This window comes from Bacteroides sp. AR29, from assembly GCF_900217715.1.
GTDB classification, from domain to species: domain Bacteria; phylum Bacteroidota; class Bacteroidia; order Bacteroidales; family Bacteroidaceae; genus Bacteroides; species Bacteroides uniformis.
In genome coordinates this window covers 42,834-61,169 of sequence record NZ_OBMS01000025.1, presented here as the reverse complement: position 1 = coordinate 61,169, position 18,336 = coordinate 42,834, and the positions used below count along the sequence as shown (strand labels likewise).

Here is an 18,336-nt window from a genome sequence, read left to right as displayed (position 1 = left end):
TTAAGTTTAGCAAAGTTAATGAATACTTATGGTAGAAGCCAAAGAATTTCTTTAAAATATGTTAGATGGCTATTTTAAACAAGAAAACGCATTCTTGAACCTTAGTTGCTCAAGAATGCGTCATTAACATGTTTAGTGGGACCTTGTTACTTATTTCAGTCTTTTACCTACTACATCCCAGTCGATGATGCTCCACAGTTCGTTCACATGGTCGGCACGGCGGTTCTGGTAATCAAGATAGTAGGCATGTTCCCACACGTCGAATCCGAGTAGCGGAACAAGACCGGCGCGTACCGGATTGCTACCGTTGGCTTCTTTGGTGATGTGGAGTTTGCCGTTCTTGTCGGCAGACAACCAAGCCCATCCGGAGCCGAACAAGCCGACAGCTGCCGCGTTGAATTCCTTCTTGAAATTCTCAAAGCTGCCGAAGTCGCGTTTGATGGCTTCTGCCAGCTTGCCGGTAGGCTCGCTGTGGGCAGGCTTCGGAGCAAACTGTAAGAAGTATAATGTGTGGTTCAACACTTGTCCTGCATTGTTGAAGATGGCACCGTCCGGTGCTGTGGCAACAATGGTTACCAGGTCTTTGCCTTCAAATTCCGTTCCCGGAACGAGGTTGTTGAGGTTGTTCACATAGGTTTGCAGATGTTTACCGTAGTGGTAATCTATGGTTTGCTGACTGATTACAGGTTCCAGTGCATTGTTGGTGTAGGGAAGTTTTGGCATTTCGTAAGTCATAACTGTTATCATTAAAATCGTTAATATTGTATTCATAAGTTTCAATTATTTAATTTTGGAACTTTACTATATAAACACTATAACCTATAGAAATGTTCGTACGTCTCCGAAGCTTTTTTTATCTTTGCCTCCGTAAAAACAAAGGAAGAAAAAATATCATCATTTTAAGATTATACGGATATGCCCGATTATATAGAGGAACTGAACGAAGGACAACGGAACGCGGTGTTATACAATGACGGTCCGTCACTGGTGATAGCCGGTGCCGGTTCGGGAAAGACGCGCGTGCTGACCTACAAGATTGCTTATCTGCTGGAGAATGGCTACCAGCCTTGGAACATTCTGGCATTGACCTTTACCAACAAGGCGGCGCGCGAAATGAAGGAGCGTATAGCCCGTCAGGTGGGGCCGGAGAGGGCGCGCCATCTGTGGATGGGAACCTTTCACTCCATGTTCCTGCGCATTCTGCATGTCGAGGCCGGGTATATCGGCTTCACTTCGCAGTTTACCATTTACGATACGGCAGACAGTAAAAGCTTGATACGTTCCATTATCAAGGAAATGGGGCTGGATGAGAAAGTGTACAAGCCGGGGATGGTGCAGGCGCGTATCTCGAATGCCAAGAATCATCTGGTTTCTCCGGCAGGCTATGCCAACAACAAGGAGGCTTACGAAGGAGACCGTGCAGCCAAGGTTCCGGCGCTTCGCGACATCTACCAGAGATATTGGGAGCGTTGCCGGCAGGCAGATGCGATGGACTTCGACGATTTGCTGTTCTACACATTCCTGCTGTTCCGGGACCACCCCGAGGTGTTGGCGCGTTATCAGGACCAGTTCCGTTACATTCTGGTAGATGAGTATCAGGATACCAATTTTGCACAGCACAGCATCGTGCTGCAACTTGCCAAGAACCATCAGCATGTCTGTGTGGTGGGGGATGATGCACAGAGTATCTACTCCTTCCGTGGTGCCGATATTGACAATATTCTCTACTTTACGAAAGTATATCCCGATACGAAGGTCTTCAAGCTGGAGCAGAATTACCGTTCCACCCAGACCATTGTCCGCGCGGCCAACAGCCTGATAGAAAAGAACCAGTGGCAGATACGCAAGGAAGTGTTCTCGGAAAAGGAGAAGGGAGAGGCCATTGGTGTGTACCAGGCATACAGTGATGTGGAAGAAGGGGATATTGTGGTGAATAAGATAGCTGAACTGCGGCGTGAAAAGCGCTATGCCTACTCTGATTTTGCGATACTCTACCGTACCAATGCGCAGAGCCGTATCTTTGAGGAAGCCATGCGCAAACGCAGTATGCCTTACCGTATTTACGGAGGCTTGTCGTTCTATCAACGCAAGGAAATCAAAGATGTAATCGCTTACTTCCGTCTGATAGTGAATCCCAATGATGAAGAGGCTTTCAAGCGTATTATCAATTATCCTGCGCGTGGTATCGGAGATACGACAGTGGGAAAAATCATTGCTGCCGCCACCGGGCACAATGTAAGTTTGTGGACCGTGCTTTGTGAGCCGTTGGCGTATGGCTTGAACTTCAATAAAGGTACGGTGGGAAAGTTGCAGGCATTCCGCGAACTTATATCCGCCTTTATCACAGATGCTGCGGAGAAGAATGCCTACGAGATCGGTGCCGACATTATTCGCCAATCGGGCATCATCAATGATGTGTGTCAGGACAACTCTCCCGAGAATCTGAGCCGTAAGGAGAATATAGAGGAGCTGGTGAACGGTATGAGTGATTTTTGTGCCCAACGGCAGGAGGAAGGAAACCCGAACGTGTTGTTGGGTGACTTCCTTTCGGAAGTTTCCCTTCTTACCGACCAGGATTCGGATAAGGATGGGGACGATGAGAAGATAACCCTGATGACTGTACATTCGGCCAAGGGATTGGAGTTCAAGAATGTGTTTGTAGTGGGGATGGAGGAGAATCTTTTTCCCAGCAGCATGGTGGGTGACTCTCCCCGGGCATTGGAGGAAGAACGGCGGCTGTTCTATGTAGCCATCACACGTGCCGAAGAACACTGTTTCCTATCGTATGCAAAGACGCGTTTCCGGTACGGTAAGATGGAGTTTGGCAGTCCCAGCCGTTTTCTGAAGGATATAGACGTACGGTTCCTGCGCCTGCCTCAGGATGCGGGAATGTTCCGCAGGGTAGAGGAGGAAGCTGCCGTTTTCCGCAGGGAGAACGCCAGAGGCTTTGCGCCTGATAAGGAAGATGCTCCGTATGGAGGAAAAGAGCGTGTGTCTGTACGGCCGAAGCAGCAGATTATTGCGCCGACCGTTCCACGTAACCTGAAACGGGTGGCGCCTTCTGCAAATACGGCAAGTACATCGCCTTCTGCCGGCGCGTCTGCCAACCGTGTACAGCAGGGACAACTGATAGAGCACGAACGTTTCGGCCTGGGTGAAGTTTTGAAAGTGGAGGGCGAAGGAGACAATGCGAAAGCCACCATCCGCTTCAAGAATGCGGGAGACAAACAACTTTTGCTGCGCTTCGCGCGTTTCAAAGTTATAGGGTGATGAATATTGTTTACAAAAGAATGACTTTGCAGAAGGGCGGCATCTGTTTTACTAAATATTCCCCGGAGAATTACTAAAATGAGGAGGACGATTTAGTAAATCTTCTCCGAAGTTTTACTAAATCGTTGGAGAGGGCTTGTCAACCCCTTGCGGCGTGTTTATTAGGATGGAATCATAAATGGTAAAAAAAATATATATAAAATGACAAATAAAGACTTTTCCCTTTTCCCTTCTCCCTGCTATATTATGGAAGAAGGATTGCTGAGAAAGAACCTCGCACTGATAAAAAGTGTGGCCGACCGCGCAGGTGTGGAGATAATCCTCGCTTTCAAATCATTTGCCATGTGGCGTTCCTTTCCCATTTTCAGGGAGTATATAGACCACTCTACGGCAAGTTCCGTCTACGAAGCCCGTCTGGCATTGGAGGAGTTCGGAAGTAAGGCACATACGTACTCGCCTGCCTATACCGAGGTCGATTTTCCGGAGATAATGCGGTGCAGCAGCCATATTACTTTCAATTCGCTTTCGCAGTTCCACCGCTTTTATCCGGTAGTGGTGGCGGAGGGAAGCGGCATTTCCTGCGGTATCCGTATCAATCCTGAATACTCTGAGGTGGAAACGGAGCTTTATAATCCCTGCGCACCCGGTACTCGCTTCGGTGTAATGGCCGACCAGCTTCCCGAAGAACTTCCGGCGGGTATTGAAGGTTTTCACTGTCATTGTCACTGCGAGTCTTCTTCCTACGAGCTGGAACACACATTGGAGCACTTGGAAGGAAAATTCTCCCGCTGGTTCTCACAGATTAAGTGGTTGAATTTAGGAGGCGGGCATCTGATGACGCGTAAGGATTATGATGTAGAGCATCTTGTCCGTCTGTTGCAGGGCTTGAAGGGGCGCTATCCACATCTTCAAATCATTCTTGAGCCCGGTTCCGCTTTTACTTGGCAGACCGGTGTGCTGAGCTCGGAGATAGTGGACATCGTGGAAAACCGCGGCATTCGTACCGCCATTCTCAACGTTAGCTTTACGTGCCACATGCCGGATTGTCTGGAGATGCCCTATCAGCCTGCAGTGCGTGGAGCGGAGATGGGCGATGCGGGCCCTTACGTCTATCGCCTTGGAGGAAACTCCTGCTTGAGCGGCGACTATATGGGACTGTGGAGTTTCGACCATGAGCTGCAGATAGGGGAGAGAATCGTCTTTGAGGACATGATACATTACACCACTGTAAAGACGAATATGTTCAATGGAATTCACCATCCGGCCATTGCAATGTGGACAAAAGAAGGAAAAGCTGAAGTTTTCAAGCAATTTTCTTATGAAGATTATCGTGGGCGAATGAGTTGATAATCAAAAGTCTGCTTGTATGCCTGGCGAAAATGTACACTTTTCTGTGTGAAAAAAGTCTGCGGAATGTTTGCAGGTTTAAGGAAAATATCTACCTTTGCATCCGCAATCGCGGAAATAGCTCAGTTGGTAGAGCATAACCTTGCCAAGGTTAGGGTCGCGAGTTCGAGTCTCGTTTTCCGCTCAACGCAGTTTAGATTGCAATTACCTATGCCCAGGTGGCGGAATTGGTAGACGCGCACGTTTCAGGTGCGTGTGTCGAGAGGCATGCAGGTTCGAGTCCTGTTCTGGGCACCAAGGTAAAGCAGTCGGTTCTTTGAATTGTTGAAAGTAAGTTGGAGAGGTGGCGGAATTGGTAGACGCGCTACTTTGAGGGGGTAGTGACAATTATGTCGTGGGAGTTCGAGTCTCCTTCTCTTCACGCTTTTATACATTGCGGAAATAGCTCAGTTGGTAGAGCATAACCTTGCCAAGGTTAGGGTCGCGAGTTCGAGTCTCGTTTTCCGCTCTTTCAGATGTATTGAAGATGACTTATGCCCAGGTGGCGGAATTGGTAGACGCGCACGTTTCAGGTGCGTGTGTCGAGAGGCATGCAGGTTCGAGTCCTGTTCTGGGCACTTTACTCCTCAAAAAAGGAGAGTCATCCAATGCGGAAATAGCTCAGTTGGTAGAGCATAACCTTGCCAAGGTTAGGGTCGCGAGTTCGAGTCTCGTTTTCCGCTCTTTTCAGATAAAAAAATCCCGCAAGCATTGTTCGGTGCTTGCGGGATTTTTTTGTTGTATGGAAGTTGTTGTTACAGTTTCTGTAATGAGAATCCGAGCATCATTCCGTCGTAGCTGTTGGCCAGCGAGCCGATACTCTTCAGAGTGGAGTTGCTGCTTTTGCTGGAGAGGAAGGTTATCAGTTTCAGTAGCTTGTCCGATTCGAACAGCAGGTCCATAGTTGTGGAGGTAGCGTTGACCTTGGCATTCATACCTATCAGCTTGGCGAATTTCAAGTTGACCTTTTGGGTGGATGCATTGTAGGAGTAGCTTCCCTTCATGCTCTTTTGCCCTACTTTGGCGCTGAATGTGCTGTCGGCGTTGAATGTGAATGACATTTGCCCGGCTTTGATGCCTACTTTGGCAAGCTGTTCGTCCAGTTTCTTTTCTGCGGCTGTGGCGGCAACGGCACCGCCGGCTTTCTGCAGCAGGTTGTCCGATTCGAATTCAATGGCGGAGCCGGTATACGACCAAGTGCCGGTCATATCCGCTGTTGACTTGCCGGTCACGGCATTTACCGCCTTCTCTATATTTTCTTTGTTGAACAAATCCTTGATGGATTGTGCATGACTATTGCTGGTCAGCAGTAGTGCGGCAACAAACAGTTGCCAAAAAACTAATCTTTTCATTTTACTTATTTCTATTGTTTGCTATTCAGGCTTTTGTTGATACTTTCGATATAGTCCAGCAGTTCTTTCCGTCCCATGCGGTTTTCAGAAGAGGTGATGAAGTAGGGGGGCAGCTCTTCCCATTGTTCCTTCAACTGTTCCAGGTATTCGTTGATGTGGGTGTTCAGTCTGCCGCCTTTCAGTTTGTCGGCCTTTGTGAAGACGATGGCAAAGGGTACACCGTTCTCGCCCAGCCATTCCGTAAACTCGAGGTCGATGGCTTGGGGAGCCAGCCGGCTATCTATAAGAACAAACAGACAAGTCATCTGTTCGCGTTGCAGTATATAACTTTCTATAATACGTTTGATTTGTTCCTGCCCTTTCTGTCCCCGTTTGGCGTAGCCGTATCCCGGAAGGTCTACAATGTACCAGCTCTTGTTGATGAGGAAATGGTTGATGAGCATGGTCTTTCCCGGTGTGGCAGAGGTCATGGCGAGCCCTTTTCTCCCGGTCAGCATATTGATGAGACTGGATTTTCCTACGTTGGAGCGTCCGATGAAAGCATATTCGGGAAATGTACCGGTGGGGCATTTCCGCACGTCTGTGTTACTGATGACGAATTCAGCGTTTGTAATATCCATTTTATTGCCTTTTTGGGGTTTTACGTGTGGCAAAGGTAGCACTAATTTCATAAGTTTGCACTATCTTTGCCCAGAAAGCGAAGATAGGCTGCACCTCAGCATAAAAAATGAACGAGTTCATTTTATTCTGCATTCGGTTTGCACTATCTTTGTGGCCAATAGGAGAATTTTAAGTATGAATGGACAGTTTCCCTCTACATTATTGGAGAAGGCGGTAAATGAGTTTGCCAAGTTGCCCGGAGTGGGACGCAAGACGGCTATGAGGCTGGTTCTTCACCTGCTCCGCCAGGATACGGCAGTGGTGGAAGCGTTCGGCAATGCCATCGTGACGCTGAAGCATGAAGTGAAATATTGCAAGGTATGCCATAATATATCAGATACGGAGACGTGCCGTATCTGTTCCAGTCCGCAACGGGACGCCTCTGTGGTTTGTGTGGTAGAGAACATCCGCGATGTGATGGCTGTGGAAGCCACACAACAGTTCCGTGGTTTGTATCACGTGCTGGGAGGCGTCATCTCGCCGATGGATGGCATTGGCCCCGGAGACTTGCAGATAGAAAGTCTTGTGCGGCGGGTAGCCGCCGGCGGCATCAATGAAGTGATTCTTGCGCTGAGCACGACGATGGAGGGAGATACCACCAACTTTTATATCTACCGCAAGCTGGAAAAACTGGGCGTGAAGCTCTCCGTCATAGCCCGTGGCATTTCCATCGGTGACGAATTGGAGTATACGGATGAAGTGACTCTGGGACGCAGTATTGTGAACCGCACTCCATTTTCCGGAACTGCCTGATTGTTTGGGGCCATTATCAATTATTCATTATCCACTATCAATTTACTAAATGGAAGAACAAATAAAGAAGACCGCAGCGCGTGTCCGAACAACTTTTGCCTATTTCTGGATGCTTCCCATCCTGCTCGTCCTGCTTGGAGAAACCGGAGGCGAATGGGTAGGTATGTATGCCGGAGATGTACGTGCCACCTATATGGCCGAGACGGTAACCATTCTGCTGGCTGCCTCTTGCGTACCCATAGCCTTGAAACTCTTTTCATGGGTATTAATCCGGAAAATAGATGTAGTGACGCTTCCCGAAGCCCTCCGCCTCTATGCGCTGTGGAGTGGCGTGCGGCTGGCATTGCTTGCCATACCGGTGCTTGCAGGCTTTTTCACCTATTATATCATGTTGAGCAGTACGGGTGCACTGTGTGCACTGATAGGACTGACGGCTTCTCTGTTCTGCCTACCGGGTGAGGGACGCCTGCGTAAAGAACTGCATATCAATAAAGAAGAAGAAATGTAACCGACTGGAAGATATGAATAAATCTTATTTCTGCAGTGAAAGGGTGCGTCTCCGTGCTATGGAGCCGGAAGACCTGGAAGTGATGTATGCTATGGAGAATGATTCCCAGACTTGGGATGTGACGAACTTCACCGTACCCTATTCCAGATTTGTCTTGAAACAATATATTGAGAATTCCGAATGCGATATGTTTGCCGACCGCCAGCTGCGTATGATGATTGTACGTGCAGAGGATGATGCGCTGATAGGTACCATCGATATTACAGAGTTTTCTCCCATGCATGCCCGGGGAGAGGTGGGCATTGCCATACGGAAGGAGTATCAGGGCAATGGTTATGCCAAGGAAGCGCTGCGTTTGCTGTGCGACTATGTTTTCAGTTTCTTGTATCTGAAACAGTTGATAGTCCATATCTCGGTGGATAATGAGGCAAGTATCCGCCTTTTTGAATCCTGCGGTTTTGTGCGTTGCGGGCTTTTGAAGGAGTGGTGGCGCGTAGGAGGATGCTATAAGGATGTCGTGCTGTTGCAACTTCTCCGAAGCGCTAATTGAGCGTTGGAATCTGAGGGAAACGCGACCATATTTCATATTTTGCTCCCAGCTTGCACAATGCCTTCTTCCAGAGTGTGCCGCTGGCCGCCTCGTTCATTAGCGAACTGATGTTTTCTTTGCCTACCAGCCAGGTGTTTTCTTCAATTTCCCGGCCCAGTTGTTCGTACTCCCAGCCGGAGTATCCCAAGAAGAATCTGATTCTGCCTTGAACGGGATTTCCCTGCATGATGTAGTTTTTAATGGCTTCAAAGTCACCGTTCAGGTAGAAGCCTTTGCCGATGGACAGCGCTCCGGTAATACCCTCGAGCGTGTGTAGATAGAACAACGTATCTGTGCTGAGCGGTCCTCCTTTATAGATAGGTATGTTTTCCGGGCAGTCGAAGTCTTTCAGCACATCATTCAAGAATAGGGGGAGCGGTTTGTTCAGAACCAGTCCCATTGTGCCGTCATGTGTATGGTCCACCAGTAGAATGACGGATCGTCCAAACATATGGTCACACAAAAAGGGTTCGGAAATCAAGACCTTTCCCCGGGCAGGAACCACATGGTTTGTTTCTATCTTGAATAGATTTATATTGCTATACATGCCCCTAATATACATAATATTCCACAATAAACCAAAGTTCTTCGCTGTTTTTCATTTTAAAAGTTTCTTTTCTCAGATTTTATGGCTTTTTTTATTCGGAGAAAATACTTAAGTTTGCAAGTAATTGGCAATTTAATGCAATGAAATATACTACATTATATACGTTAATTTTAGGGCTGTTTTCTATAGGATGGACGGATTGCCCGGAGGATTTTATGGAGCGTATGCAGCGTCCGGGACATTCTGAAATACAGCTTTCTAAAGTGATGATAAGTGGCCGTGTGCTGGATGAAAGCGGGTTTCCGTTGGCCGGTGCCACTATTCAAGAGAAAGAAACTGCCAATGGTGCGATAGCGGATTCGGAAGGAAAATTCACTCTGGTGGTTGCCGATAATGCAGTGCTTCGTGTTTCGTTTATCGGCTACATTTCCCAGGATATTGAGGTGGAAGGACGTTCGACCTTTCATATCACGCTAAGAGAAGATATGATAGAGCTGGATAACGTTATTGTTACCGCTTTGGGTATCGAAAAGAAAGAAAATTCTCTTTCTTACGCCACAGATTTAATAAAAAACGAGGAGTTGACGCGAGTAAAAATGCCCAACTTAATTACTTCGTTGACCGGCAAGTCGGCAGGTGTGCGTGTTAATCAGGTTTCTTCCGGTCTGGGAGCCTCAGCCAAAGTCAGTATCCGTGGAATCCGCTCGGTGGCGAGTGACAACCAACCGCTGTATGTGATAGACGGTGTTCCCATTCTGAACTCCACTTCCGAGCAAGCATACTCTGCCATAGGTGGAACGGCCAATGCCGGCAACCGTGACGGAGGAGATGGCATTTCCAATCTGAATCCTGAGGATATAGAGAGTATCAGTATCCTGAAAGGAGCTCCAGCGGCAGCTTTGTATGGTAGTCAGGCCGCCAATGGGGTGATACTGATTACTACAAAGAAGGGGCAGTCGCACGGGCAGCGCAGTGTTTCTTTCTCGACGAGCCTGATGTTCGACAATGCTTTTGCACTACCCAAGATGCAGAACCGCTATGGAGTAAGTGACGGTGTGGACAGTTGGGGAGAACGGGCAAACCTTCCCGAATATGATAATCTGAGAGACTTCTTCTCTACTGGTGTCACCTCCATAACTTCCATCTCCTTGAGTCACGGCAATGAGAAGTTGCAGAACTATTTCTCCTATGCCAATACTACGGGGCATGGCATCATTGGGAAACATAACCTTTCGAAGCACAACCTCACTTTCAGAGAGACTTCCGTTCTGTTGAATTCCCGTCTGAAGTTAGATGGCAGTATGAACTTGATGCGCCAGGTGGTGAAGAACAAGCCTACCGTGGGTGGTTTCTACATGAATCCTTTGGTGGGGCTCTACCGTTTTCCACGGGGTGAGGATATTTCTTATTATAAGGAGAACTTCGAGGTTTATGATGAGGGTAGAAACCTGAACATACAGAATTGGCATACCTCCTACGAGGATTTTGAGCAGAATCCCTACTGGATTACCAATCGCATATTGAGCAAGGAGAACCGTATGCATGTCATAGTCTCCTTATCTGCCAATCTGAAGATAAACGATTGGTTAAGCCTGCAGACCCGTGGCAATGTAGACTATATTAACGACAAGGTGCGCCAGCAGTTCTATGCCTCTACCGCTCCGGCGTTAGCGGGAGCCAATGGGCGTTATATCGAGATGGACTATCAGGAAACCCAATATTACGGAGACGCCATACTGATGATGAAAAAGCAGTGGGATGCATTCTCTCTCAACGCGGCGCTCGGTGCCAGTATCAATGACAAGACAGTGAACTCCACCCGCTATGACTCTAAAACAGCTTCGCTGAAATATGCCAATGTGTTCAATCTGGCCAATATCATCATGAATGGTTCCGCTGGGCTGGACCAGAAGATTGATGCGCGGCGCCAATTGCAGTCCTTGTTTGCGACGGCACAACTGGGCTACAACGAGTTTGTCTATCTTGATTTGTCGGCCCGTAATGACTGGTCCTCCACGCTGGCTTATACATCTCATGAGAAAAGCGGGTTCTTCTATCCCTCCGTGGGATTTTCGCTGATATTCAATAAGCTGATGACTTTACCCCGATGGGTGTCACTGGCAAAGATAAGGGGGGCATACAGCATGGTGGGCAATGATATTCCCATGTTCATCACAAATCCTTCCTCGCATATCACGGCGGGTGGAGAGTTCCTGGCAAGTGATGCCGCGCCGTTCAAGGATATGGAACCGGAGATGACGCATTCCTTTGAGGCGGGTATAGAAGCGCGTTTTTTAAAGAACCGCATTGGTTTGAATGCCACTTTCTATAAGACGAATACCCGGAACCAGTTCTTCAAGCTTCCCACTCTGTCGGGCGATAAATATGCCTACCGTTATGTCAATGCGGGTAATATACAGAATGTGGGGTGGGAGGTTTCATTGGATGCCGTTCCTTTGCTGACAAACCATTTCAAGTGGAAAACAGAGGTAAACTTCTCTACCAACCGCAACAAGATAATTTCACTGCACGAAGCGCTGAAGGAGTTTCTTTACGGTCCTACCAGCTTCTCGTCCAGTTATGCCATGAAATTGGTGAAAGGGGGCTCTATCGGTGACATCTACGGAAAAGCTTTTGTACGTGACGATGCGGGCAATATCGTTTACGGCACGGAAGGAGACAATACCGGCATGCCTTTGGTGGAAGGTGATGGCAATACGGTGAAAGTGGGCAATGCCAATCCAAAACTGATGCTGGGCTGGAATCATATGCTGTCTTACAAGAATTTTTCTTTCTATTTTCTGGTGGATTGTCGCTTTGGAGGCGATATTTTGTCCCAGACGCAGGCGGATATGGATATGTATGGCGTTTCTGAAGTCACGGCCCGGGCCAGAGACAAAGGTTATGTAATGCTTGAAGGTAACCGGATAGATAATGTGAAAGGATTTTATAAGAATGTTGTAGGCGGACGGGCCGGGGTGACGGAATATTATATGTATGATGCCACGAACATCAGGCTGCGTGAGCTGTCCGTGGGCTACCAACTGCCTGCAGCCTGGATGGAAAAGACCAAAGTCCTCAAGCGGGCACAACTGTCCTTTTCGGGACGCAACTTGTTCTTCTTCTACAAAAAGGCGCCTTTCGACCCTGACCTGGTACTCTCTACGGGCAATGATAACCAGGGAATTGAAGTCTACGGTATGCCTACCACGCGTAGTTGGGGATTTTCTTTGAAGTGTGAATTTTAAGAGGGGGAGGGAGACTTGATATGAAGAGGATTATAGTACTGATTGGCATGGTTTTCGTGTTTCTGGCTTGTACGGGAGACTTTAAGGAAATCAATACGGACAAGTCCGGCGTGACGGACGAGGACTTGCAGGCCGACTATAACGAACATGGCATCCGTCTTGGAATCATCCAGCAAGGCATCTATTTCAATTACGACTACGGAAAAGGGAAGAACTGGCCTTTTCAATTGACCCAGAATTTGAATGCCGACATGTTCAGCGGTTACATGCACGATGCCAAGCCTCTGAATGGAGGTTCGCACAATTCGGACTACAACTTGCAGGATGGATGGAACAGCGCCATGTGGGGACATACCTATGAGTATGTTTTCCCGCAGATATATCAGTCGGAGAATGCCACACGTGACCGTATGCCTGCCTTTTTCGGCATTACCAAGATACTGAAGGTGGAAGTGATGCACCGTGTCACGGACTATTACGGCCCTATTGTGTATAGTCATTTTGCCGATCCCGAAGCCCGTTATATGCCTGACACGCAGAAAGAGGTCTATAGTGCCTTTTTCTGTGAACTCGATACGGCTGTTGCTGTACTTTCCGATTATATTGTCGAGCATCCGGGAGCTTCGGAGTTTGCGCGTTTCGATATGTTGTTGGACGGTGATTATGACTCTTGGATAAAGTTTGCCAATTCGTTGCGGATGCGGCTTGCCATGCGCATTGCGGTAGCCAGTCCGGAGAAGGCAAAAACGGAATTCCGTAAAGCGATGGATAATGAATACGGAGTCATTCGGGAGGCGGACGAGTCGGTGGCGGTTTCCACGGCGAGTGGATATACCAATCCGTTGGGCGAGATAAACCTTGTTTGGAATGAAGCTTATATGGGAGCGCCGATGGAGTCCATACTGAACGGATATGAAGATCCCCGTCGTGAAATCTATTTTGCCACTTGCCAGAATGAACAGTTTGCAGGCGAGTATCGCGGCATTCGTCAGGGTACATGCTTTGCACATAACTATTATAATACACTCTCAAAATTGAAAGTCACCCAGCAGACTGATGCAGTGTTGATGCCGGCAGCAGAAGTCTGGTTCCTGCGTGCCGAGGCTGCCCTACGGGGATGGACCGATGAGTCGGCGAAAACCTGCTATGAAGAAGGGGTAATGGCTTCTTTCCGTCAGTATGGCATCTTGCAGTCTGACGCTTATCTGGAGAGCGACTTGTTGCCTGCCGATTTTGTGGATACCTACGATATGGAGAATGATATTACCGCCCGTTGCCAAGTTTCGCCACGCTGGCTGGAGTCAGCGGATAGGGATACGAAACTGGAGAAGATTATTACCCAAAAATGGATTGCCATGTTTCCCGAAGGGTGTGAGGCTTGGGCTGAACAGCGCCGGACGGGGTATCCCCGGCTATTCCCCGTACGCTTTAATCACAGTAAAGACGGGTGCATAGATACTGAGACAATGATTCGCCGTCTGAACTTTCCCGGCGGACTGAAGACGGAGAATGCCGAGCAGTATGCCGCTTTGGTAGAGGCACTGGGTGGGGATGACAATGCCGGTTCCCGATTGTGGTGGGATACCGGCATCAACTGGTAGAGATACCTTATTTATATAGGGATATTTTTTATTGGATGGGGTGATTCTCGGCAAAAATCGCCATACGTTCGTCCAACTGGTCGTACTGATGGTCTTGGATAAAGGAAGTGCAGGCACGCAATCCTTCTTGATGGCTTCCGGTGGTCACCAGCGAAATGGCGCTTACACCGTAGTACATTAGTTCCCGCGCAAGTTCTCCGCTACTCATGCCCGGATAACCGATGGTGAAATAGAAACCGTCGGCAACGGGATCACCCAAATCATTGTCGTATACCAAGTGGAAACCGTGGCGCAAGAAGATTTCTTTCAGGCGGCGGGCACGCTCACCGTATACTTTCACTTCATCAAGGAAGTTGTATTGACTTTCATTGGCTGCTTTAAGCATGGCGGCAAGAGCATACTGCGCAGAGTGGCTGGTGCCGGAGGAGAGCGCATAGAGTACGCGGTGGATGAATACTGTGCCGAAGGTGCCGCCGCCGTAGCGTTGTGTCAACCCGGGATAGGCCCGGTGATACAGTTTGTCCGAAATGCAGCTGACACCGATACGTTGACCGGCATAGCTGAAAGCTTTGGAACCGGAAATGAGCAGCACGTAATAGTCCGTATAGTGTGCCACAGAAGGTTGGTAAGGCGCTTGGAACGGTTTGCTCAAGTCTTGGCGGAAGTCCATGGCAAAGTAGGCGAGGTCTTCCAGCACAATGACGTCATATTGGGTTGCCAGTTCGCCGATGATGCGCAACTCTTCTTCTTTCAGGCAAATCCAGCTGGGGTTGTTGGGATTGGAATAGACGATGGCAGAGATATTGCCTTTGCTGAGGTAACTTTCCAGCTTCGCTTTCAACTTGTCGCCACGGTAGTCATATACGTCAAAGGTTTCATATTTCTGTCCCATCACGACCAACTGCTGCTTCTGTACCGGGAAACCGGGATCGATGAAGAGAATGGTATCCTTTTTCTCATCGCACTGGCTACATGTGAGGAATGAAGCGAAAGTTCCTTGCATGGAGCCGGTAACTGGTACACAACCTTCGGGGGCTACATCTACATTGATAAAGGCTTTGATAAAACGTGATGCTTCCTCTTTCAAGGCGGGAAGTCCGTTAATGTCCGGGTAGAGGCTGGCAATACCATTCTGCAATGCCTCCACCTCGGCCTTTACGCCGACGGCTGAGGGGGGGAGTCCGGGTACACCCATTTCCATTTTTATGAATTCCACACCCGATGCCGCTTCGGCATTGGCTGCAATGGCTTTTACTTCACGGATGGTTGCTTTGGCAAAGTCTGTGATATGAAAATCTGCGATAGTTTCATCTATCAACTTACGTTCAATAGGAGTATTTCTCATGATTTCAATATTAATTTAGTTTTGCAAAGGTAACATAAATCTCTTATAATCAAGCTATGTTAAAAAAAAGATGATTTTTTTTCTTTCAAGCTATTGCAGATATAAGAATTTTGTCTACCTTTGCAACCGCAATCGAGAGAGATAGCAACGAAAGAATGAAATAATGGTGCGTTAGTTCAGTTGGTTAGAATACATGCCTGTCACGCATGGGGTCACGGGTTCGAGTCCCGTACGCACCGCGAAAGCAAATAGAAAATTAAAGCAAAGCTCTGAAATTCAAGGATTTCAGAGCTTTTTTTGTTTTCTGTATCGGCAAGAATAACGATTAAAAACAAATCATGCGTGGGATTATTCGTGGGATTTCTGCCAGTCTTACTATACTCATCTGATGAACTTGAACTTTCTTGCGGTATAATCGGGAATTCGGGTACAAATATCCGTAAATCATATACACCTTCGCTTGTGCTATCGCGGTACCTTTGTCATCAGAAGTTTAGCAAGAAAAATAGAGTAATATAACGTATGACAAAAACAATTTTAGGAGTTCTGTCACTGCTTGTCATAATGTCGTGCAGTATTCCCGTAAAGGAGAACACCGTTCAACCCAATATAATGGAAACGAACAAGAAAAATCTCGGAAATCTGTTGGCGCTCTATCCCAAGCCGATGACGGTTGTCGGGGCAGAGGTTGAAGGGAAAGTAAACTGGCTAGTGGTAGGGCATACGGGTGTTATTGGACATGACCGGATACTCATCAGCATGAGTAAAAGCCATTACACTAATCAAGGGATAAAGGACTCAAAACGACTTTCCGTCAATCTAGTGAGTCGTGAAATATTGCCGAAAGCTGACTATGTGGGAAGTGTAAGCGGTGCGACGGTCGATAAGTCGGAGGTGTTTGCCTACCATATTGGCGAAAACGGTACCCCCGTTATAGACGCATCACCCCTCACCATGGAGTGTGAGGTGGTAGACATCTATGAAACTGAAGGTTTCGACAATTTCATTTGTGCGATAGTCAATACATACGCTGCTCCTGAAGTGCTTGATAATAACGGGAAACTTGACTATACGAAGCTGAAACCCGTATTGTTTGAATTTCCGACCTATTCCTACCTTGCCACGGGAGAGATTATCGGCAAATGCCTGAATCTGGATAAGCGGCCGGGTATGTGCGCCAAAGAGCCGATGAGTGCTGACGGTATCGTGCGGTTGTCGAAAATCGAGGTTTATCCGCAGTATCTCGACGAGTATATGAAATACGCAACCGAAGTAGGCGAAATCTCTCTGCGTACCGAATCGGGCGTGCTGACTATGTATGCGGTCGGCGAGAAGGAGAATCCCTGCAAGGTGACTATTCTCGAAACCTATGCGAGCCATGCGGCTTATGTAAAACATATTGCATCAGAACACTTTCAGAAATACAAGCAAGGAACGTTGCGCATGGTCAAATCATTGGTCTTGTCTGACCAGACGCCACTTAATCCGGCTAACAAGCTCAATAACTTCATGCAATAAATAGAACGACTATGAACAAGATTTTTTTAATTTCAGTATTCAGCATTTTAACACTCAATGTTATGGCACAAGAAAAGATAGTACAGACAGCAGGACGCACCCAGTTGGGTGAGTTTGCTCCTAAATTTGCGGAACTAAACGACGATGTCCTCTTTGGCGAGGTCTGGAGCCGCACCGACAAACTCGGTCTGCGTGACCGTAGTTTAGTAACCATTACCTCTCTTATCAGTCAGGGTATCACGGATAATTCGCTCGTGTTCCACCTTCAGTCGGCAAAGAAGAACGGTATTACCCGTACGGAGATTGCCGAAATCATCACCCATATCGGTTTTTATGCCGGTTGGCCCAAAGCGTGGGCAGCGTTTAATCTGGCCAAAGGTGTATGGGCAGAGGACACTGCCGGTGAAGATGCCAAAGCCGCATTCCAGCGTGAAATGATTTTCCCCATTGGGGAACCGAACACTGCATATGCACAGTACTTCATAGGCAACAGTTATCTTGCTCCCGTTTCACGCGAGCAGGTTTCCATCTCTAACGTCACTTTCGAGCCTCGTTGTCGCAATAACTGGCACATACACCGCGCTACTAAAGGCGGTGGGCAGATGCTTATCGGTGTTGCCGGTCGTGGATGGTATCAAGAAGAAGGCAAGCAGGCAGTAGAGATTCTACCCGGTACGGTTATCCATATCCCTGCAAATGTGAAGCATTGGCACGGTGCCGCTTCTGATGGTTGGTTTGCCCATCTTGCTTTCGAAGTTCCCGGTGAGGATACTTCTAATGAGTGGCTGGAACCGGTGACGGATGAAGAATACGATAAACTTAAGTAATACCATCCAAACTCCTGTAATTTAAACGATTGCGGGAGTTTTTGCTTTATAGGACCATGATTTAGTAGCCGGAGGAAAAGCATAATCCGTAATTTGGGTATAGATACCGGGGATTTGTCTACACGGCATATGACGGATACTGCCTATTTTTGCATCATCATTAATAATCCTAAAGATAATTATAAAATCAACAGAAAGATGAATATGAAAAAATTACTATTAATTTCTATGATGCTGATGACCGTTCTGGCAATGGCAGCCTGCGAAGATTCAGGTGATGAACCGTTTACACCCGAACATCCTGAACTTTCCGGACCATCGGGTGGGGAAGATGAGAATGAATCCGAAGTTCCGGATGTATCTTCATTGCAGGTAAATATCATGGTTAGCAATCGTACCATTACTGCCACTATGGAGGACAATGCCGCCACACAGGATTTTCTTGCTCGTCTGCCATTGGAGGTTACGTTGAATGATTACAATAATACTACAGAAAAAATCTTCTATCCCTCTCCGGCTCTGGCAATTGAAGGTGTTACGCGTGGCTGTGCTCCTATTGCCGGTGATATAACCATCTATGCCCCATGGGGAAATGTGGCAATTTTTTGTAAGAATGGGTCTTATAGTGATACTTTGATTAAAATCGGTCGTGTTGATGGCAATGGCATTGAAATGTTGAGTGTGCCCGGAGATATACTTGTGAGATTTGAAAGAAGATAAGAATGGATTAAT

The 18,336-nt window shown here is 47.6% G+C and carries 15 protein-coding genes and 7 tRNA genes; 17 read left to right on the top strand and 5 right to left on the bottom strand.

Annotation, left to right across the window (positions count from 1 at the left end; translation table 11 throughout):
• Window positions 1-150: 150 nt before the first annotated feature.
• Window positions 151-771, bottom strand: a complete 621-nt coding sequence (locus CSD97_RS15390) for a superoxide dismutase (RefSeq protein WP_005828364.1) — start codon at window positions 769-771, stop codon at window positions 151-153.
• A 144-nt stretch (window positions 772-915) separates the two neighbouring features.
• On the opposite strand from CSD97_RS15390, the gene CSD97_RS15385 reads away from it, so the two are divergent.
• The 8 genes from CSD97_RS15385 (at window position 916) to CSD97_RS15350 (ending at window position 5,339) form a co-directional block, all read left to right on the top strand.
• A complete protein-coding gene (locus tag CSD97_RS15385; RefSeq protein WP_098032643.1) occupies window positions 916-3,270 on the top strand; it encodes a UvrD-helicase domain-containing protein in 2,355 nt (784 codons plus the stop codon).
• A 201-nt stretch (window positions 3,271-3,471) separates the two neighbouring features.
• The gene (gene nspC, locus CSD97_RS15380) at window positions 3,472-4,617 is read left to right on the top strand and encodes a carboxynorspermidine decarboxylase (RefSeq protein WP_005836519.1); all 1,146 of its coding nucleotides are present in this window, start codon (window positions 3,472-3,474) and stop codon (window positions 4,615-4,617) included.
• Window positions 4,618-4,728: 111 nt separating this feature from the next.
• Window positions 4,729-4,801: transfer RNA gene (locus CSD97_RS15375), tRNA-Gly, on the top strand.
• Between the two features lie 28 nt (window positions 4,802-4,829).
• Window positions 4,830-4,914 (top strand) — tRNA-Leu (locus CSD97_RS15370).
• A 40-nt stretch (window positions 4,915-4,954) separates the two neighbouring features.
• Window positions 4,955-5,038 (top strand) — tRNA-Leu (locus tag CSD97_RS15365).
• 14 nt (window positions 5,039-5,052) lie between these two features.
• Window positions 5,053-5,125: transfer RNA gene (locus CSD97_RS15360), tRNA-Gly, on the top strand.
• A gap of 27 nt (window positions 5,126-5,152) precedes the next feature.
• Window positions 5,153-5,234 (top strand) — tRNA-Leu (locus CSD97_RS15355).
• Window positions 5,235-5,266: 32 nt separating this feature from the next.
• Window positions 5,267-5,339, top strand: a tRNA-Gly gene (locus tag CSD97_RS15350).
• Window positions 5,340-5,411: 72 nt separating this feature from the next.
• On the opposite strand, the gene CSD97_RS15345 is transcribed toward CSD97_RS15350, so the two are convergent.
• The gene (locus tag CSD97_RS15345) at window positions 5,412-6,008 is read right to left on the bottom strand and encodes a DUF4923 family protein (RefSeq protein ID WP_057098077.1); all 597 of its coding nucleotides are present in this window, start codon (window positions 6,006-6,008) and stop codon (window positions 5,412-5,414) included.
• A gap of 11 nt (window positions 6,009-6,019) precedes the next feature.
• Window positions 6,020-6,628, bottom strand: a complete 609-nt coding sequence (yihA, locus tag CSD97_RS15340) for a ribosome biogenesis GTP-binding protein YihA/YsxC (RefSeq protein WP_005836522.1) — start codon at window positions 6,626-6,628, stop codon at window positions 6,020-6,022.
• Between the two features lie 175 nt (window positions 6,629-6,803).
• On the opposite strand from yihA, the gene recR reads away from it, so the two are divergent.
• Genes recR through CSD97_RS15325 form a run of 3 tightly spaced genes read left to right on the top strand, consistent with a single transcriptional unit; the run spans window position 6,804 to window position 8,479 of the window.
• Window positions 6,804-7,421 (top strand): recombination mediator RecR, encoded by a 618-nt coding sequence (recR, locus tag CSD97_RS15335; RefSeq protein WP_005824669.1) that lies wholly within the window; start codon window positions 6,804-6,806, stop codon window positions 7,419-7,421.
• Window positions 7,422-7,470: 49 nt separating this feature from the next.
• The gene (locus tag CSD97_RS15330) at window positions 7,471-7,929 is read left to right on the top strand and encodes a hypothetical protein (protein WP_057098076.1); all 459 of its coding nucleotides are present in this window, start codon (window positions 7,471-7,473) and stop codon (window positions 7,927-7,929) included.
• Between the two features lie 13 nt (window positions 7,930-7,942).
• Complete coding sequence (locus CSD97_RS15325) at window positions 7,943-8,479, top strand: GNAT family N-acetyltransferase (RefSeq protein WP_057098075.1); 537 nt, start codon at window positions 7,943-7,945, stop codon at window positions 8,477-8,479.
• Here CSD97_RS15325 and CSD97_RS15320 read toward each other — a convergent pair.
• Window positions 8,472-9,065 (bottom strand): YqgE/AlgH family protein, encoded by a 594-nt coding sequence (locus tag CSD97_RS15320; protein ID WP_057098102.1) that lies wholly within the window; start codon window positions 9,063-9,065, stop codon window positions 8,472-8,474. The two genes, CSD97_RS15325 and CSD97_RS15320, sit on opposite strands and share 8 nt — an antisense overlap.
• A 140-nt stretch (window positions 9,066-9,205) precedes the next feature.
• Between CSD97_RS15320 and CSD97_RS15315 the strand changes: the two genes are divergently transcribed.
• Window positions 9,206-12,313, top strand: coding sequence for a SusC/RagA family TonB-linked outer membrane protein (locus CSD97_RS15315; RefSeq protein WP_057098074.1), 3,108 nt, complete (start codon window positions 9,206-9,208; stop codon window positions 12,311-12,313).
• A gap of 20 nt (window positions 12,314-12,333) precedes the next feature.
• On the top strand, window positions 12,334-13,914 hold the full coding sequence (locus CSD97_RS15310; RefSeq protein WP_005836538.1) for a SusD/RagB family nutrient-binding outer membrane lipoprotein: 1,581 nt from the start codon (window positions 12,334-12,336) through the stop codon (window positions 13,912-13,914).
• Window positions 13,915-13,942: 28 nt separating this feature from the next.
• Here CSD97_RS15310 and CSD97_RS15305 read toward each other — a convergent pair whose 3' ends face one another.
• Window positions 13,943-15,259 (bottom strand): pyridoxal phosphate-dependent aminotransferase, encoded by a 1,317-nt coding sequence (locus CSD97_RS15305; protein ID WP_098032642.1) that lies wholly within the window; start codon window positions 15,257-15,259, stop codon window positions 13,943-13,945.
• Between the two features lie 165 nt (window positions 15,260-15,424).
• Here CSD97_RS15305 and CSD97_RS15300 point away from each other — a divergent pair.
• The 4 genes from CSD97_RS15300 (at window position 15,425) to CSD97_RS15285 (ending at window position 18,324) form a co-directional block, all read left to right on the top strand.
• A tRNA-Asp gene (locus CSD97_RS15300) sits at window positions 15,425-15,498 on the top strand.
• 283 nt (window positions 15,499-15,781) lie between these two features.
• Window positions 15,782-16,777, top strand: a complete 996-nt coding sequence (locus CSD97_RS15295; protein ID WP_005825407.1) for a flavin reductase — start codon at window positions 15,782-15,784, stop codon at window positions 16,775-16,777.
• A gap of 11 nt (window positions 16,778-16,788) precedes the next feature.
• Window positions 16,789-17,604: a carboxymuconolactone decarboxylase family protein gene (locus CSD97_RS15290; protein ID WP_080707057.1), complete on the top strand. Its 816-nt coding sequence runs from the start codon at window positions 16,789-16,791 to the stop codon at window positions 17,602-17,604.
• 129 nt (window positions 17,605-17,733) lie between these two features.
• Complete coding sequence (locus CSD97_RS15285; RefSeq protein WP_008663300.1) at window positions 17,734-18,324, top strand: cyclophilin-like fold protein; 591 nt, start codon at window positions 17,734-17,736, stop codon at window positions 18,322-18,324.
• Window positions 18,325-18,336: the final 12 nt, after the last annotated feature.

What these genes read in the sequence shown, in the direction of transcription:
- CSD97_RS15390 (WP_005828364.1), bottom strand. Translation starts at nt 771, where the DNA reads ATGAATACAATATTAACGATTTTAATGATAACAGTTATGACTTACGAA.
- CSD97_RS15385 (WP_098032643.1), top strand. Translation starts at nt 916, where the DNA reads ATGCCCGATTATATAGAGGAACTGAACGAAGGACAACGGAACGCGGTG.
- nspC (WP_005836519.1), top strand. Translation starts at nt 3,472, where the DNA reads ATGACAAATAAAGACTTTTCCCTTTTCCCTTCTCCCTGCTATATTATG.
- CSD97_RS15345 (WP_057098077.1), bottom strand. Translation starts at nt 6,008, where the DNA reads ATGAAAAGATTAGTTTTTTGGCAACTGTTTGTTGCCGCACTACTGCTG.
- yihA (WP_005836522.1), bottom strand. Translation starts at nt 6,628, where the DNA reads ATGGATATTACAAACGCTGAATTCGTCATCAGTAACACAGACGTGCGG.
- recR (WP_005824669.1), top strand. Translation starts at nt 6,804, where the DNA reads ATGAATGGACAGTTTCCCTCTACATTATTGGAGAAGGCGGTAAATGAG.
- CSD97_RS15330 (WP_057098076.1), top strand. Translation starts at nt 7,471, where the DNA reads ATGGAAGAACAAATAAAGAAGACCGCAGCGCGTGTCCGAACAACTTTT.
- CSD97_RS15325 (WP_057098075.1), top strand. Translation starts at nt 7,943, where the DNA reads ATGAATAAATCTTATTTCTGCAGTGAAAGGGTGCGTCTCCGTGCTATG.
- CSD97_RS15320 (WP_057098102.1), bottom strand. Translation starts at nt 9,065, where the DNA reads ATGTATAGCAATATAAATCTATTCAAGATAGAAACAAACCATGTGGTT.
- CSD97_RS15315 (WP_057098074.1), top strand. Translation starts at nt 9,206, where the DNA reads ATGAAATATACTACATTATATACGTTAATTTTAGGGCTGTTTTCTATA.
- CSD97_RS15310 (WP_005836538.1), top strand. Translation starts at nt 12,334, where the DNA reads ATGAAGAGGATTATAGTACTGATTGGCATGGTTTTCGTGTTTCTGGCT.
- CSD97_RS15305 (WP_098032642.1), bottom strand. Translation starts at nt 15,259, where the DNA reads ATGAGAAATACTCCTATTGAACGTAAGTTGATAGATGAAACTATCGCA.
- CSD97_RS15295 (WP_005825407.1), top strand. Translation starts at nt 15,782, where the DNA reads ATGACAAAAACAATTTTAGGAGTTCTGTCACTGCTTGTCATAATGTCG.
- CSD97_RS15290 (WP_080707057.1), top strand. Translation starts at nt 16,789, where the DNA reads ATGAACAAGATTTTTTTAATTTCAGTATTCAGCATTTTAACACTCAAT.
- CSD97_RS15285 (WP_008663300.1), top strand. Translation starts at nt 17,734, where the DNA reads ATGACGGATACTGCCTATTTTTGCATCATCATTAATAATCCTAAAGAT.